18 protein-coding genes are annotated in these 14,978 nt (G+C 67.7%); 6 read left to right on the top strand and 12 right to left on the bottom strand.

The genetic code is table 11. The features are described 5' to 3' along the window. On the bottom strand, positions 1-550 hold a 550-nt coding region (locus ACJ8AT_RS28120), incomplete at its 3' end, for a TCP-1/cpn60 chaperonin family protein (protein WP_407740969.1). Positions 551-592: 42 nt separating this feature from the next. After that, positions 593-883: a co-chaperone GroES gene (gene groES / locus ACJ8AT_RS28115; protein ID WP_407740968.1), complete on the bottom strand. Its 291-nt coding sequence runs from the start codon at positions 881-883 to the stop codon at positions 593-595. Positions 884-1,271: 388 nt separating this feature from the next. On the opposite strand from groES, the gene ACJ8AT_RS28110 reads away from it, so the two are divergent. Genes ACJ8AT_RS28110 through ACJ8AT_RS28100 form a run of 3 tightly spaced genes read left to right on the top strand, consistent with a single transcriptional unit; the run spans position 1,272 to position 3,031 of the window. Continuing rightward, on the top strand, positions 1,272-1,868 hold the full coding sequence (locus ACJ8AT_RS28110) for a hypothetical protein (protein ID WP_407740967.1): 597 nt from the start codon (positions 1,272-1,274) through the stop codon (positions 1,866-1,868). A 12-nt stretch (positions 1,869-1,880) separates the two neighbouring features. After that, entirely contained in the window at positions 1,881-2,522 is a 642-nt protein-coding gene (locus ACJ8AT_RS28105; RefSeq protein ID WP_407740966.1) for a hypothetical protein, read from the top strand. A gap of 38 nt (positions 2,523-2,560) precedes the next feature. Continuing rightward, positions 2,561-3,031, top strand: coding sequence for an NUDIX hydrolase (locus tag ACJ8AT_RS28100; protein ID WP_407740965.1), 471 nt, complete (start codon positions 2,561-2,563; stop codon positions 3,029-3,031). Here the strand turns inward: ACJ8AT_RS28100 and rpoZ are convergent. The 7 genes from rpoZ to ACJ8AT_RS28065 form a co-directional block, all read right to left on the bottom strand. Further along, positions 3,028-3,312, bottom strand: a complete 285-nt coding sequence (gene rpoZ, locus ACJ8AT_RS28095) for a DNA-directed RNA polymerase subunit omega (RefSeq protein WP_407740964.1) — start codon at positions 3,310-3,312, stop codon at positions 3,028-3,030. The two genes, ACJ8AT_RS28100 and rpoZ, sit on opposite strands and share 4 nt — an antisense overlap. Before the next feature lie 132 nt (positions 3,313-3,444). Further along, positions 3,445-3,897 carry a CHRD domain-containing protein gene (locus tag ACJ8AT_RS28090; protein WP_407740963.1) on the bottom strand — a complete coding sequence of 151 codons (453 nt, stop codon included), beginning with the start codon at positions 3,895-3,897 and terminating at the stop codon, positions 3,445-3,447. Positions 3,898-4,106: 209 nt separating this feature from the next. Then, positions 4,107-5,060 (bottom strand): hypothetical protein, encoded by a 954-nt coding sequence (locus ACJ8AT_RS28085; RefSeq protein ID WP_407740962.1) that lies wholly within the window; start codon positions 5,058-5,060, stop codon positions 4,107-4,109. 10 nt (positions 5,061-5,070) lie between these two features. Beyond that, entirely contained in the window at positions 5,071-6,678 is a 1,608-nt protein-coding gene (locus tag ACJ8AT_RS28080) for a caspase domain-containing protein (RefSeq protein WP_407740961.1), read from the bottom strand. Then, positions 6,678-7,463, bottom strand: coding sequence for an ACP synthase (locus tag ACJ8AT_RS28075; protein WP_407740960.1), 786 nt, complete (start codon positions 7,461-7,463; stop codon positions 6,678-6,680). The genes ACJ8AT_RS28080 and ACJ8AT_RS28075 overlap by 1 nt, the downstream gene beginning before the upstream one ends. Beyond that, a complete protein-coding gene (locus ACJ8AT_RS28070) occupies positions 7,460-7,999 on the bottom strand; it encodes an RNA polymerase sigma factor (RefSeq protein WP_407740959.1) in 540 nt (179 codons plus the stop codon). Before ACJ8AT_RS28070 ends, ACJ8AT_RS28075 begins: the two co-directional genes overlap by 4 nt. Positions 8,000-8,024: 25 nt before the next feature. Continuing rightward, entirely contained in the window at positions 8,025-9,020 is a 996-nt protein-coding gene (locus tag ACJ8AT_RS28065) for a hypothetical protein (protein ID WP_407740958.1), read from the bottom strand. Positions 9,021-9,243: 223 nt separating this feature from the next. On the opposite strand from ACJ8AT_RS28065, the gene ACJ8AT_RS28060 reads away from it, so the two are divergent. Genes ACJ8AT_RS28060 through ACJ8AT_RS28050 form a run of 3 tightly spaced genes read left to right on the top strand, consistent with a single transcriptional unit; the run spans position 9,244 to position 11,344 of the window. Continuing rightward, positions 9,244-10,101, top strand: a complete 858-nt coding sequence (locus tag ACJ8AT_RS28060) for a hypothetical protein (protein WP_407740957.1) — start codon at positions 9,244-9,246, stop codon at positions 10,099-10,101. After that, a complete protein-coding gene (locus ACJ8AT_RS28055) occupies positions 10,085-10,789 on the top strand; it encodes a metallophosphoesterase (protein WP_407740970.1) in 705 nt (234 codons plus the stop codon). Before ACJ8AT_RS28060 ends, ACJ8AT_RS28055 begins: the two co-directional genes overlap by 17 nt. Before the next feature lie 24 nt (positions 10,790-10,813). Next, positions 10,814-11,344: a hypothetical protein gene (locus ACJ8AT_RS28050; protein ID WP_407740956.1), complete on the top strand. Its 531-nt coding sequence runs from the start codon at positions 10,814-10,816 to the stop codon at positions 11,342-11,344. Position 11,345: 1 nt separating this feature from the next. Here ACJ8AT_RS28050 and ACJ8AT_RS28045 read toward each other — a convergent pair whose 3' ends face one another. From ACJ8AT_RS28045 to ACJ8AT_RS28035, 3 genes are read right to left on the bottom strand one after another with little or no spacing between them, the layout of a single operon-like run. Beyond that, positions 11,346-11,858 (bottom strand): N-acetyltransferase family protein, encoded by a 513-nt coding sequence (locus ACJ8AT_RS28045; RefSeq protein ID WP_407740955.1) that lies wholly within the window; start codon positions 11,856-11,858, stop codon positions 11,346-11,348. A gap of 7 nt (positions 11,859-11,865) precedes the next feature. Then, the gene (locus ACJ8AT_RS28040) at positions 11,866-13,410 is read right to left on the bottom strand and encodes a DUF4340 domain-containing protein (RefSeq protein ID WP_407740954.1); all 1,545 of its coding nucleotides are present in this window, start codon (positions 13,408-13,410) and stop codon (positions 11,866-11,868) included. Beyond that, entirely contained in the window at positions 13,407-14,978 is a 1,572-nt protein-coding gene (locus ACJ8AT_RS28035; RefSeq protein ID WP_407740953.1) for a GldG family protein, read from the bottom strand. Before ACJ8AT_RS28035 ends, ACJ8AT_RS28040 begins: the two co-directional genes overlap by 4 nt.

Below are 14,978 nucleotides of genomic sequence, written 5' to 3'. Positions count from 1 at the left end.
TCTCCATCGACTTGGCTTCCTCGACGGTGATCACGCCCTCCTTGCCCACCTTCTCCATGGCCTCGGCGATGATGTTGCCGATCGTCTCGTCGCCGTTGGCGGAGATGGTGCCGACCTGGGCGATCTCCTTCTTGTCCTTGGTCGGCTTGGCCAGCTTCTTCAGCTCGGCGACGATGACCGCCACGGCCTTGTCGATGCCGCGCTTGATGTCCATCGGGTTGTGGCCCGCGGCCACCAGCTTGGCGCCCTCGCGGAAGATGGCCTGCGCGAGCACGGTCGCGGTGGTGGTGCCGTCGCCGGCCACGTCGGAAGTCTTGCTGGCGACCTCCTTCACCATCTGCGCGCCCATGTTCTCGAACTTGTTCTCCAGCTCGATCTCCTTGGCGACGGTGACGCCGTCCTTGGTGATGGTGGGCGAGCCGAAGCTCTTCTCGATGACCACGTTGCGGCCCTTGGGCCCCAGGGTGACCTTGACCGCGTCAGCCAGGATGTTCACGCCGCGGAGAATGGCCTCACGCGCGCGTACGTCGAAAATGATGTCTTTAGACATGGTTCTTGTCCTATCGGGAGGAAAGGGAAAAAAGCGGGGGGATTACTTCTCGATCACGCCCAGCACATCCTCCTCGCGGAGGATGAGGTGATCCTCGCCCTCGAGCTTGATCTCGGTGCCGGCGTACTTGCTGAAGAGGATGGTGTCACCGGCCTTGATGTCCATGGGCCGCACCTTGCCGTCCTCCTGGACCTTGCCGTTGCCCACGGACACGACCTTGCCCTCCTGGGGCTTCTCCTTGGCCGTATCGGGGATGAACAGACCGCCCTTGGTCTTGTTCTCCTCGGCAACACGCTTGACGATGAGGCGATCCTGCAGGGGGCGAATCTTCATGGTTTCGGTCTCCTTGAGAAAGACGCCCGGATGGACCGTGCGCCTGGGTGGGATGTGGGCCTGAGGGCCCGGGGTCTTTAGCACTCGCGACTGCCGAGTGCTAATGCTCAAGCGCGCGGGATAATAACCAGCGAAGTCACCCCGTCAAGCGACCCGGAGCAGGTCCTTGTGTCCGGCTAAACAGCCGTCCGGACTGCCATTTCCCAGCCTGCTCTGGCAGTCGCCGTCCTCGACTGCAAGGCCCTCACATGTCCACGGATTGGCACTCTGCCCGCGAGAGTGCCAGCGTAAGTGCCTGAAAAGACTGGGCTCTGCCTTTGCGACAAGAAATGTCCGTTGGTACCCTTTGGGGTGTCCCCTGAAGCGTGAGGGGAGGAGGTCGATACCCATGAGTGAACTGGTGACCGGTTCTTCTCTGAAGGAGTTCTTCAAGGCCGTTCTGGACGAGGTCATTCGGCGCCAACGGGTGGTGATCACCGAGCTGACCGAGTTCTACCTGGTGAACCTGCTGTCCGAGTTCGCCACCACCGACAAGCTGTTCAGCCAGGAGCAGGAGGGCCGCAAGGACCACGAGCCCCTGGCGGTGCTGTACCACCGGGCCCTCTTGCAGGAGCGGGAGGAGCGCATCCGCACGCTGCGCCGCCTGGGGGACGTGTCGCTGTACAAGGCGGGCTTCTTCGCGGGCGCGCTGCAGAGCAGCGTGGTGGGCTCGGACTACTACATCCAGATGGGCGGGACGGCGTACGGGCAGGTGGCCGAGCTGTCGCCTGGGGCTGGGTTCGCCGAGGTGTACCGGGAGCTATGCTCCAAGTTCCGGGCGCTGGTGGAGGTGCTGGAGGAGATCTCCGCGCGCGGCATGGTGCAGGGCGGGCCTACGGGCACGCTGAAGGTGTACGAGACCTGGGTGCGCACCGGCAGCAACAAGCTGGAGCGGGTGCTGGTGGACGCGGGGGTGCTGACGCCCAAGGGGCACATGCCCAACTAGCGGGGAGCGCGCATGATCGGTCGGATGCAGGACCACCTGCAGGCCATCTATGGCTTCACCTGCGAGGCGCGGGCGGAGACCTTCGTGGTGGACACCGAGGCCGCGGTGCAGCTGGGCGGCACGGGCCGGGCCGAGGAAGAGCTGCTGGTGAGCGAGGGGGAGGATGCGCTCGAGCTGGCCCTGTACCTGGCGCCCTCGCTGCTGGACAGGCTCAAGCCGTACGAGGCGGGCCCCGTGGGCTACGTGCTGGACGGGGACCTGGATGGGTACTGCCAGCTGGCCGAGGGCGTCTCGCACTTTCTCTATGTGGCGCACACGGCGGCCCACGGGCGGGCGCTGTCGCTGCTGGAGCTGGAGGCCCAGGCCGAGGTGGACAAGTTCGCCGTCTGCCTGCTGCACCGCTGGGGCGAGGGGGTGAAGGCCTGGTCCGAGGAGCTGCTGCTCCGGCTCTTCGATCGCATCTCCTACCGGCCGAGCCTCTCCTCCCAGGAGCGCTGGCGCTACGAGGAGGCCAACCGCCTGTCTCGCAACTTCTGCTCTCGGATGATGGGGCATGTGGGAGGGCGCCGGCTGGATCGGCTGCTGTCGGACCTGCGCTACGCCTACCGGCTGGGAGCGGAGGCCAAGCTCCGGCATTTCTCGCAAGGGATGTGAGGCACGGGCGGCCCGCTTCAGGGTAGGGTGCGGCCCGTATGCCGCGCGAGGCGTCCGCCGGAGGAGTGGTCATCCGCGAGAACGCGGGGAGCTGGGAGGTGGCCGTGATCCGCCCCCACGGGCGCAACCTGTGGGCGCTGCCCAAGGGGCACGTGGATCCCGGCGAGACTCCCGAGCAGACCGCCACGCGCGAGGTGCGCGAGGAGACGGGCCTCACCGTCACCCTGGTCGCCCCGCTGGGGGAGATCCGCTACGTGTACCAGTTCCGAGGGCAGCGCATCTTCAAGCGCGTGCACTTCTTCCTGTTCCGCTATCAGGCGGGGGAGCTCGGAGTGCTGCCTCCCGGCCCGCGCGTGGAGGTGGACGAGACGCGCTGGGTGCCGCTGGCGCAGCTCGTACCGGCGCTGGGCTACAAGGGGGAGAAGTCCATCGCCGCGCGCGCGGTGCGGCTGCTGCGCGCGGGAGACTCGACTCCCCCGGGGGGGCTCCCAGAAGGAGCCCGAAGCTAGACGGCCGGAGGCGGAGCGGCGGGGAGGTTGGGAGTGGCGGCGGCGGCCTTCTGCTCCTCGCTGGTGTACTTGCCGGACAGCGCCTCGCGCACGTCACGGTCGAACTTCACGCGGCCGGTGGCGATCTCGCGCAGGGAGAGCACGGGCGGCTTGTTCTTGGAGATCTCCAGGATGGGGCGGGCGCCGGCCATGAGCTGGCGAGCGCGCTTGGCGCCGAGCAGCACCAGGGCAAAGCGGTTGTCGACGAGGGGGAGGCAGTCTTCGACGGTAATGCGGGCCATGGAGATCCTTCGAGCTTCTCTGAGGAATGCCGGAACCTAAAGAGCACGCCCGGCTGAGTCAAGGAAGGACAACAAGAGGGGCAGGCGGGCGAACAGCGGCCCGGCCTGCCCCTGGGGACCACGGTAGGACGATTACTTCTTCGCCAGGTCGCCGCGGATCTCGCCGCCCGGGTTGTTGCTGGTGTGGATGTTCACGTACATCTTGCCGTCATCGAAGTACGCCTTCTCGGCGTCGGTGACCTCCTTGGCGGCGCACGAAGCAGCGTCATCGGACGCGCCCGCCTCGATGCTGCCGCTGGTCGCGCCCGGGACCTTGAGGGTGCAGTAGACAGGGCCGGTGCCGTCAGCGCCCATCGGCCCGTGGATGTGGGCCTGGGCGGCGTTGGCAGTCAGGCCGCTGAAGGTGCCGCTGACCTCGATCTTCTTGTCCACCGTGACCGTCGCGTTGCCGGTGCCCGTGGACGCGACCGTGACCGCAGGCTTCTCAGCGCTGCTCGACATGGCGGCGGTGTAATCGGTGCCACCACCGCACGCCGCCAGGGACAGAGCCGCCACACCCGCGATGAACAGACGATTCGCCTTCATTGTGTAATCCTCCTGAGTGACCACCTTGCTCCGGGCTCCGAGGTGCAATGGGCATGGCGCGCTGCCATGCCTGATCCTGGGGGTATCGTGCAGGAGCCGGCCAGGTGGGGTTGCCTGCCTAACAAGCGGCCCTGACATCGGCCAATTTTTTCGTGCAAAGACACGCTGCGTCATGCGCTCGGACGGGGCGTGCCGCTCTGAGGAGCGGCTTAATTGTCAAAGCCGGAGATGTCCGGGCACGCGCTGGCCAGTCCAATTCCGAACAACTCCCAGCTGCGCTTGGCGAAGGTGAGCTGGTTCTGCGCGTCCCAGCACTCCTTGTAGCTGGCGCCAGCGAGATCTCCGGCGCGGATGACGAAGGTCGCCACGCCCCCGCGCTCCGGCGTCCACCGGCTGGTGATCTCCACGTCCTCCTTCAGCCCGCCCGGTACCCAATCCGTGCCCGTGAGCAGGAAGTGCATCTCCCCGAAGCCTCCGGGCAGCTCGCGGTAGATGTAGTCGACCGCGGGGGCCGTGGTGGCCGGAGGCGTGGGCGGCGTGGAGAAGATCATCTGCACCCGTGAGGGCAGCGTCTTGTTCTGGTACCCGACGTCGAGCTGCTTGAGGCCCTTGAGGTCTCCCACGTTGATACCCTTGGCCACCGCGTCCGAGATGAAGAGGTGCAGGTCGCCCTCGCCCTTGCGGATGCCCGCGTCCGCCTTGAAGGAGCCCTCGAGGAAGGGCCACCAGGCGTCCTCGCTCGCCGCCGTGGGCTTGAAGTCCAGGTGGTAGTCGAAGTCCTCATCCGCTCGAGTCATCACGAAGCGCACGACGTTGCCCGGGTTGTTGTTGTCCGGGTAGGGCCCCCAGGTGCGCCGATCCAGCTCGCGCGTGGTGGGCGGCACGGTGCGGATGTTCTCCAGCAGGCTGAGCAGCCCATCCAGCCCGTTGTTGAAGTCGGTCGAGGCCTTCTGGGTGTCCTGGTAGAGCTGTGAGGGATCTCCCACGCTCAGCCGATCCTGGCGCTGGGCCAGCCCGCTGCCGGAGCTCGTGCCGTTGCCGGGCAGCTTGCTGGCGAGGGCCTCTCGCGTCGGCAGCGCGTTGAGGTACTCGAGATCCTCGTTGGAGAAGTTGCCGCCGCACGCGGCGAGCAGACAGAGGAGTGCGGGCCAGAGGGTTCGCATCGCTGGCTCCTTAGAGTTCATAGGTCACCAGGGCCGCGAGCTCCCAGTAGCCCAGGGAGTTGTTGGGGCTGGGATCGTCGGGGCTCTGCTCCTTGGCGTTATAGGTGAGGTAGTGGAGGCGGCCGCGCCCGGTGAGGTCGAGGCTGCGCGAAAGGCGATACCGCAGGCCGGCCACGAGTCCGGGAGAGAACGTCGCGTAGTACTGGTCCGGGAACGTGGCGCCGTCGAACTTGCGGCCCATGTAGAGGTACGCGAGCCGCGCGCCGATGAAGGGGGACAGATCGCCCACGTGCCACTCGGTGGTGAGCGAGGTGCCCAGGCTGAGCACCGAGTAGCGGTAGCCCGCGCCCTCCAGGGTGGCCAGGTTCAGCCTCGCGGCGCGCCCGCCCAGCGCCACGTCGAAGCTCCACACCCAATCCTCGCGGAAGTAGTCGTGGAGGTTCGCCTCGGCGCCCACCAGGGGCACGGAGAGGAACAGCGTCTCGCGGGTGCGCGAGTCCAAGAAGGAGTGGTAGCCGCCCGTCAGCCCCACCGTCCAGTAAGAGCCCCGCGCTCGGCCGCCCTTCACCGGATCATCGGAGAAGGGCGCATCCCGGAAGCGCGCCTCCTCCAGCACCGTCTCCTGGCCGCGCTGTACCTCCACCTCGCCGATGCGCAGCCGATCCTCCAGCCGGCGCTTCACCCGGTACGTGCCTGGAGCCAACGCCACCCGCCGCTCCGTGTCGGGCGTCTTCTCCAGCTCCGCCACCACCAGCCCGCCTGGATCCACGAAGTAGTAGGCCCCCGAGGGCGCGGCGCTCGGCACCACGAGGCCCTCGGACGCGCGCAGATCCGTGAGCACCAGATCTCCGTTGCCCGCGAGATCGTAGCTGAAGGTAGGGTGCTGCGGCCCCGCGCTGCTGGCCGCCGTGTCCGCCACCGTCCGCGCGTACGCGTGCGAGTACGCCTCGAAGAGCGTCACCCGGCCATCTCCGGAACGGTCCGCATCACCCAGCAGCCCGCTGACCAGGTGGTGCGAGAAGTAGCTGCCGGCGATCGTGTCCGACTCCTGCGAGTCCTCGTCCGCCGAGCTGGAGGTGAGGATGACCAGGCCCCGCGCATCCCGCGTGGCGCCGGAGTCGATCTCGAAGGCGGGCGCTCTCCGCGCTCCCTTGGTTCGTGTGAGCTCGCCGGACCGGCACGAGTCCAGGATGGCGATGCGGATGTCGGCGGGTGCCGCGGCCAGGCGCCGCTTCAGCACGTCGAAGGGCAGCTTCGTGTCTCCGAGCCGCAGCGCTCCATCCTTCGCGTGGCCCGAGTAATAGATGAAGAGCGTGGTGCGCTCGCCCTGGGCCTGCGCCATCCGCGACTGCGTCTCCAGCGCCGCCAGCGCGACGAGGACCCTCTGCGCGTCCTCGTTCAACATCAGCCGGGAGTCCGCCGGGGCGACACCGCCGAGCCGCGAGAGGATACCGTACATCTTGCGCGCATCCTCGCGGGCGTAGCTCAAAGGCCGGGTGTCCGAGCCGCCCTGGTCGTTGCCGATCACCAGGGCGAAGCGGCGCATCGGCTCCGCCCACGCGGCGGTTGCCAGCACCAGCGCGAGGGCGAGGACGCCCCACTGTCTTCGCGAGCGCATCACGGCTTGAGCAGCATCCAATGGGTCTGGTCGCCATCCACGTCCAGCGGCGGCATCTTCGCCACATCCCGCCCACCCGCCTCGAAGGCCCGGCGCGCGGCGGCGGTGACCTCCTCCACCGTCACCGGGACGTCGCTCAGCAGCACCACCACGCGCTCGGCGCCCGAGCCCGTGAACTCGATGCTGTCCGGCAGCCAGTGCGTGCCCGCGCCCGGCTCCACCGGCAGGCTCTGCCCGGACTCGGGGTAGAGCGGTGTCACCTCGCCGGCCGAGTCCACCGACAGCGCCAGGACATACTTGCGCGCGTCCGGCGTGTAGCCGAGCCGCACCCGCTCGCCCCGAGCCAGCGCCTCGGGCGCGTCCGTCCGAGCCACACGCTGCGAGCCCTCGCCACCGCCGATGCGCAGCTCCGCCGCCGCGCCGCCCTTCGTCCTCACGCCCGGCACCGGGCTCGTGGCGAGCAGGGGCCTCGCCGCCACCACCAGCAACACCGTGGCGGCCAGCGCGACCACCGGCCCCATCCAGCGCTGGCGGGAGAGGCCACGGGAGGGCTCCTGCTTCCGGGCCTTCTCCTCCGCCTGCTTCACTCCCGCCTCGAAGCGCTCGAAAGGAATCTCCGACTCGAATTGGCGCTGGGCCTCCTCCGCCTGGCGGAGCACCGTGGTGCACTGCTCGCAGCTCGCGGCGTGGGTCCGGGTCCGGGTGGCCTCGGCGGAGGGCAGCTCGCCAGCGTGCAGGCGGCGCAGCGTCCACTCGGTAGGGTGCTCTGACAGTTGCGCGCTCATCGGACCCTCAACTCTTCTCCACCCAGCTCAGCGAAGTGCTCCAGCCGCTTGCGCACCGTGGGCACCGAGCGCCCCAGCGCCGCGGCCACCTCCTCCAGCGTCATCCCGTCCACGTGGTAGTGGATGACGGCGGTCTGCGTCTCCTGATCCACCTTGGACAGCAGCCGGCGCACCAAGTCCCGCGTCTCCATGGACTGCTGCCCCCCGTGCCCCTCCGGCCGCGCCGCCTCTTCCCGCTCGAACCAGCTGCGCCAGCCCGCCCGCTCCGAGCGAATCTGGTTGAGGCAGTGGTGCGTGGCGATCTTCATCAGCCACGTCAGCGGCGAGGCCTCGGCCCGGAAGTCGCCCGCGTGGGTGAGCGCCCGGGCGAACACGTCGTGCATCGCATCCTCGGCCTTCGCCGAGTCCTTCAACAGGTAGCGGCAGCGCCCCAGGACGCTGCCGCCGTGCTTCATATACAGCTCGCGCAGGAAGGCTCGCCGGTCCTCGGTTGGACCACCCTGGATGACTCTCAGGACCGGCTGACTCGTTCCCATCGCGCGCCGCAGTCTAGCGCGTGGATTACAGCCCGGAGTAGACGGCCGTGCTGAAGCCCCCGCAGGCGGTCAGGGTGCCGTAGCCGGCCAGGGGGAACAGGTTGGTGACCAGGAACTGGCTGGAGAAGTTGGCGTCCCAGCACTCGTTGATGGTGGCCTCGGCCGTGCCCACGTCCCCGCGGGTGATCTTCACGTCCGAGCGGCCGGCGCCACTCACCGCCCAGCGGCTCTTGACGGTCAGGTGCTCGATGAGCGAGCGAGCAGGGTCGGTGTCCAGGTTCTTGTCCAGGGCGAAGTCGAACTCGCCGCCGGCTCCCGGGGTCTCCTTGTAGCCGTAGTCCGCGTTCACCTTGGTGCCCGGCCGGTCGTCATCCTTCACGTTGCGGAAGTGAGCCTCCACCGAGGCCACCGTCTGGGCATCCGGGCGCGAGTAGTGGATCTGCGCGGTGCCGATGTCATTGCCGTGCTCGGGCAGCGTCTGCGCCGCGTCCCAGTCCAGGGTGATGTCGCCGGAGCCGAAGGCCTTCACGCGGTTGCCCTGCGCGTCCGTGGCGATGGCGTGCGTGCCGGAGATGATCACCTTGAAGTCCGAGTCCGCCGCCGTCTTCGCCTTGCCCTCCAGCTTGTAGCTGTAGGTGTTGTCCGCCGTCTGCGTCACGGTGAGCTTCCAGGTGGTGGGGCTCAGCGAGTCCGTATACGGGCCCCACACGGCCACGTCGCCGCTGATCGAGGTCGGCGTGTTCTTGGTGACCTGATCCAGCAGGTTGAGCACGAAGGCCGTGCCGCCGTTGACCGACACGGTGGCGCCGCGGGTCAGCTTGTAGAAGTCGCTCGTCTGGCCCTGGGTGTAGGCGTGCACCGAGGCGCTCTCCAGGCCCTGGCCGGTGCTGCCACCCGGCTCCTTCACGTTGACCTGCTCCTTGGAGGGCAGGCCCTCGCGAAACTCGTCCTCCTTCGTGGCCGGATCGCAACCGGCGAACAGCAGGGAGGCGGCGCACAGCATCAGGCTCTTGCGGAACATGGGGTGTTTCCTTTCGGGGTTCGGCCCCCCGGCGGGGCCGTGCAGCGTGTTTGCGTCCCCATGGACACGGCACCCCCGCAAAACAGAAAGCCGGATTTTCTTCCGGATTTTCTTCCCCGAAAAAGCCAGCGATTCCAAGCCCTTGCAGGCCGCCTGGATGCCCACCGGGCACTCGTCGACAGGGGACCGACCGGCGAATTCCCCCGTCCCTACCTTGTGCCCCATGGAAAAGCGACACCCGAACCATCCCGGGGAGATGGGCATCGATGCCTCGCTGGCCGAGCGCGCCCGAGCTCCTGATGAGATCAACGCTCGGGCCCGCGCGATCGGGCTCCTACTGGATGCGGGCGTGCCCTTTGTCGTCGGCGGTGCGTACGCCTATGCCACGTACACCGGCATCTACCGCGACACGAAGGATCTGGATCTCTTCCCGCGCAAGCGCGATGCGGGCCGGGCGCTCGAGGTGCTGGAGCTGGATGGCTGGCGCACCGAGCGCACGGACGAGGTGTGGCTCTACAAGGCCTTCAAGGGCGAGTACTTCGTCGACTTCATCTTCTCCTCGGGCAACGGCGTGGCGGTGGTGGACAACGACTGGTTCGAGTGCGCGAAGACGGCCACCGTGTTCGGCCACCGCTGCCTGGTGGCGCCCGCCGAGGAGATGATCTGGTCCAAGGCCTTCGTCAACGAGCGCGAGCGCTACGACGGGTCGGACGTGAACCACCTCATCCTCAAGGCGGGGCGGCAGATGGACTGGGAGCGGATCATGCGACGCTTCGATCGCTACTGGGAGGTGCTGTTCAGCCACCTGATGATGTTCCGCTACGCCTACCCGTCCGAGCGCGACATCGTCCCGGACTGGGTGATGGCGGAGCTGATGTCACGCACGCTGGACACGGTGCGCGAGGGCAACTGGGAGGAGCCGATCTGCCGTGGCAACCTGATCTCACGGGTGAACTACCACGTGGACATTCACCACTGGAACTTCCGCGACGGCCGGCTGTGGGACGAGAACGAGAGGAAGCACGGAGGAGAGCGTGGCACGCGATCCGAGCTCGAAGATTCGACTGGCAGCAGTCGGTGACCTGCACTGCCGCGAGGACCATCATGGCCGCTTCCGGTTGCTCGTGAAGCAGGTCAACAGCTCGGCGGACATCCTGCTGCTGTGCGGCGATCTGACGGATCGCGGCATGACGGACGAGGGGAAGGTACTGGCCGAGGAGCTGTCCGCGTTGCGCGTGCCTTGCGCCGCGGTGCTGGGCAACCATGACTACGAGCACGGCCAGGTGAAGGAGATCTGCGCGGAGCTGTCCAAGGTGGGGGTGCACATCCTCGATGGGGATCACTTCATCTTCGAGAAGGTGCTCGGGGTGGCGGGGGTGAAGGGGTTCGGAGGGGGGTTCGGCAACGCCACGTTGCAGGCGTTCGGCGAGGGGCAGACCAAGGCCTTCGTGCAGGAGGCGGTCACCGAGTCCCTCAAGCTGGAGGCGGCGCTGAGCCACCTCGACACGCCGAAGAAGGTGATCATCATGCACTACTCCCCCATCCCAGAGACGCTGGAGGGGGAGAACATCGAGATCCGTCCCTTCCTGGGCACCAGCCGCCTGGCGATGCCGATTGATCATTACCGGGCGGAGGCCGTGTTTCACGGGCACGCGCACCACGGCACGCGCGAGGGGAAGACCCGGGGCGGCATCCCCGTCTACAACGTGGCGATGCCGCTGATGGCCAAGCACACGCCGGATCAGCGCTTCGCGCTGATGGAGATCTGAGCCTCGGGACGATAGGGTGCCCGCGTGCTGAGGCTCTACAAGAAGGAAGGCGACACGCTCCGCTACTGGGAGGCGTGGGTGGACGAGAGCGGGCTCTCCGTGCACTGGGGAGCGGTCGGCGAGATGGGCGAGCACAAGACGACGCCCATTCCGCCGGACGAGGATCCGGACATGGCCCTGGCCCAGGCCGCCGAGCCGCTCGTGGATCAGGGCTATGACGAGCCCGATCCGGACTCCATGGCTCCGCTCGTCATCCAGTACACGCTGAAGGGCAAGGGCACGGGGCACGACTTCGAGAAGCGCAACTCCGTGGAGGAGCTGCTCACGGACATCCTCGGCTGGACAGGCAACGGTGAGGTCGAGGGCGGCGAGACGCAGGAAGGCCGGATGAACGTCTTCTGCCGCGTCATGGATCCTCAGGTCGCCGTGCGCACGCTCATCGAGGCGCTGGACGAAGAGGAGTTCCTGGAGGGAGCCGTGATCGCCCTCGTGCCCGAAGGCGAGGCGCCTGAGGTCCTCTGGCCCCAGGACTGGTCCGGGACCTTCCGCGTCTGAGCTACGCCTCCCAGATGTACGCCACCTCGGCGTAGGACACGGTGCCGATCAGGATGGACTGCTCGCTGCCCAGCTTCCCGCCCATGCGCTCGTAGAAGCTCCGGGCTCGCGCGTTGTCCTTCAGCACCCAGAGGAGCACGGGCACGAGTCCGCGCGCTCGGAGCCACTGGAAGCACGCTTGGAAGAGCGCGCGTCCCACGCCCTGGCCCTTCACCTCATCCAGCAGATAGATGGCGTACACCTCGCCCTGGCATCCGAGGGCGTCGTCCCGCGTCTTTCCCCCGGCGCAGAAACCCACGAGCTCTCCGCTGCCGGGCGCCACCGCCACGTAGACGCCGAACATCTCCGGCTGGGCCAGGGTCTTCTTCCAGCCCGCGAGCCGCTCAACGGAGTCGATGGTGTCGAGGAAGTCCTGCGCGATCAGTCCTCGGTAGCTGGACTGCCAGCTCCGTACGTGCACGCGGGTGAGGCCCTGGGCATCCTCGGGAGTCGCCAGCCGGATCGTGTAGTCCATGTGAAGCTCAGGGCTGCGCCAGCGTGGGGCCACCATCCGTGGCGGTGCCGCCATCCGTCGCGGTGCTGGTTGTGGCGGCCAGGAGATCCTCCGGACGCTCGGGCAGCGAGGACAGCCGCGCCAGCTCCACCTGAGCCACCTCGTTGCTGGAGCCCCGGGCGTAGACGAGACCTTCCTTGTCCGGCACCGCGCTGCCGATGGCCAGCCGCGCCAGCTCCTTGCCGCTCGCGTCCTGCAACGAGACGCCGCGCGAGGCCCCTGTGATGGCGTACTTGTCCCACTTCTTCGGGTTGGCCTCGCCGAAGCTGGAGGCCTTGAGGTTGGCCAGGAAGCTGAGCAGCGAGGCCACCTTCACGCCCTGCGCCTTGCCCGCCTTGGGCGCCTCCACCTGCCAGCCATCGAGAGCGTTCGAGTCGGGCTTCGTGTTGGCCACGGTGATGGGAGCTCCCCCCGCGCCCGGAGAGAAGACGAGGCGCTTCACCTCATCGCGCTTGAAGGCCAGCAGCATCTTGGTCCTCAGCTCCGCCAGCCCCACGTCCAGCACGGAGAGCGCGGCCTCCGGCACCTCCGCGAGCACCGCCGCTGGGCCCTGCTCGCGCAGCGCATACACCTTCGAGCCCTCTCCCTCCTTCACCTGCGAGAGCCGCACGCGCACCGGTTCGTCCTTGTCGAGCGTGAAGCGCGCATCCACCACGGGCTTGTCGAGGCCCAGCTTCGTGCGTTCCGTCGCCGAGTCCGTGGGGAAGGAGAGCGCTCGTTGCTCGCCGAGGGACTTGAGCACCTGCTTCACGCGCTCCCCGTCCGCACGCACCACCGAAGGCTTCGTCAACCGCCAGGACTGATCCGCATCGCGCTCCAGCGCATACGAGTTCGCCTTCGCCGTCACGTCGAGGGCCTTCACCGACGCCTCGGGGATCCCCAGGAGCTCCTTGTCCCGCAGCGCGTACACGTCCTTCTCCAGCGCGTAGCGCACCGCCCCGTCCGCCGAATACACGCGCGGATCCCCGTCCCGGCGCACGTACACAGAGCCGTCGAAGGGGTTCTCGATTCCGCCATACAGCGTCACCGTGCGCTGGCGGGACGGATCATCCTTTCCACCGCCCGAGGCATCCGGGACATAGGCCTTCGCCGTCACCGCGAACACGGGCGTCTTGAGGCCGTACTTCTCGAGGTCCGCGTCGGTGGGAGCCTCCTCCACGGTGGCCTTGAACTTCGCGGACTGGAGTTGCTGGGTGAGGCTGTCCACTGCGGACTTGTCCGCCTTGGCCGACACCGGAGCGGTGATGCGCCAGGTGTCGCCCTGACGCTCCAGCATCGCGGTGACGCCCTTGGCCTGCACGGTGAGCTGCGTGAAGACAGGCGCGGCAGCGGTGCTTCCATCCTTGGGCTTCTCGTCGGGAGCGCTCGGGGCGAAGAGCTTCTCGGACTGCTCCTTGCGGACCTCCGCCACCTCCTCGGGCTTCTTCACGCCGAAGTACGCGTAGAGGCCGAGCCCCGCGGCGGCGACGGTAACGGCGAGCAGCGTGACCAGGGTCTTCTCTGTCTGCTTCACTTGTTTCGCCTCGACAGCCAGATGGCTAGCCCCACGCCCATGAGCGACAGGGGCAGCAGGTCCGTGGAAACGAAGCGGATGTTGTCCAGCATGTGCTGATCCATCTCCAGCGTGGACACCTCGCGATCCGGCGGGCGGATGGTGATCTTCTCCACCTGGGTGCTCGCCCAGCCGAGCGCGTTCAGCACCAGGTTGCGGTTGGCCTCGTGGCCCCAGTTGGGATCCAGGAGGATCTCCGAGTCTCCCATCACCACCACCCGGGCCTCATCGAAGCGCTTGTCCTTGGCGCTCTTCGTGTCCCGCGTGGCGGCGGCCACCAGGGTGAGCTGGCCGGACTTCTCTCCGTCCGAGGGCGTGGCGTCTGCATCCGGCGTGGTCTCCACCCAGCCGAAGGGCGAGGTGAGCACCACGGGCTCCACCTTCACGCCCTCGGCCATGCCCTGGCGGAGCACCGTGAGGCTGCGCGCGGTGGGGAACTCGATGTTGAGCTTGCGCTGGCGCAGCGGCCGCGTCAGCTCGTGCTCGCTGTAGAAAGCCGAGACGATGACATAGGGGTTGCCGCTGTTGAACTGACGGTCCGCGGCGATGCCCTTGTCCACCTCCACGCCGTACTCGCCCAGGAGCGCGTCCAGCTTCGGCTCGGCGTTGGCCTCCGCGAAGTAGAGCATCCGCCCGCCCGCCCCGAGGTACTGCCGCAGCACCTCCATCTCCGCGGGCGTGTATGGCGTCTTCGCCCCGGCGATGATCACCAGCGAGGCGTCCTTCGGTACCTCCTTCTGGCCCGCCAGGTTCAGCTCGTCGGCGGTGTAGCCCTCCTGGAGCAGCTCCTTGCGAAGCTCGGAGAGGCTGTCGCTTGGCTGGCCTGGAGCGGGAGGGTCGGCCTGCAGCGGCCACTCGCCGTGGCCGGAGAGGAAGTACACCTTCTGCGCCCCCACCGCGTTGAGCTTGATCAGGGCGTTGGTCAGCTCCTGCTCGGAGAGCGTGGCGAGCGTGGTGTGCGACGCGTTGGGGCCCTCGCCGCGCACCAGCACCACCGTGGCCTGTCCCTCCTTGAGCTGGTACTTGGCCGCCAGATCCGGGTTGCGCTGTGGATCCTTGAAGGCGAAGTCGAACTTGTCGGGCGCCTCGGCCTGGTAGAGCCGGAAGAGCTGCTCCACCGTGTCGTAGTAGGGGTTGCTGGGTGGCAGGAAGGCCAGGGCGTGCACCTTCTCCTTGAGCCCGGCGAGCGTGGCGCTCGTCTGCGGCGCCACGGTGAAGAGCTTGTGCTTGGTCAGGTCCCAGCTCTTGTTCTTCTTGTAGGCGATGTAGTTGACCGCCGCCAGCGCGCCCAGCGTCACCACTCCGAGCAGCACCGTGGTGCCGAAGAAGAAGCTGGAGCGCCGCGTGGCGAACTGGCCGAACTGCTTGAAGTTCGTGGCGAAGTACGCGCCCAGCAGCACCAGCCCCGACACCGCCTTGGCCGCCGTGAGCGCCACCGAGCCCGAGGTGAAGAACAGGGTGAAGGGGCTCGACAGCAGCAGCAGCAACCCGAGCGCGCCGAGGATCTTTCCGACAGAGGAGGCTTTCAT

Origin of the sequence: Hyalangium sp. (assembly GCF_045802625.1) — a bacterium.
Lineage (GTDB): Bacteria > Myxococcota > Myxococcia > Myxococcales > Myxococcaceae > Hyalangium.
The sequence above is the reverse complement of the archived record's forward strand: the minus strand, read 5'-3'. Positions and strand labels throughout refer to the sequence as shown.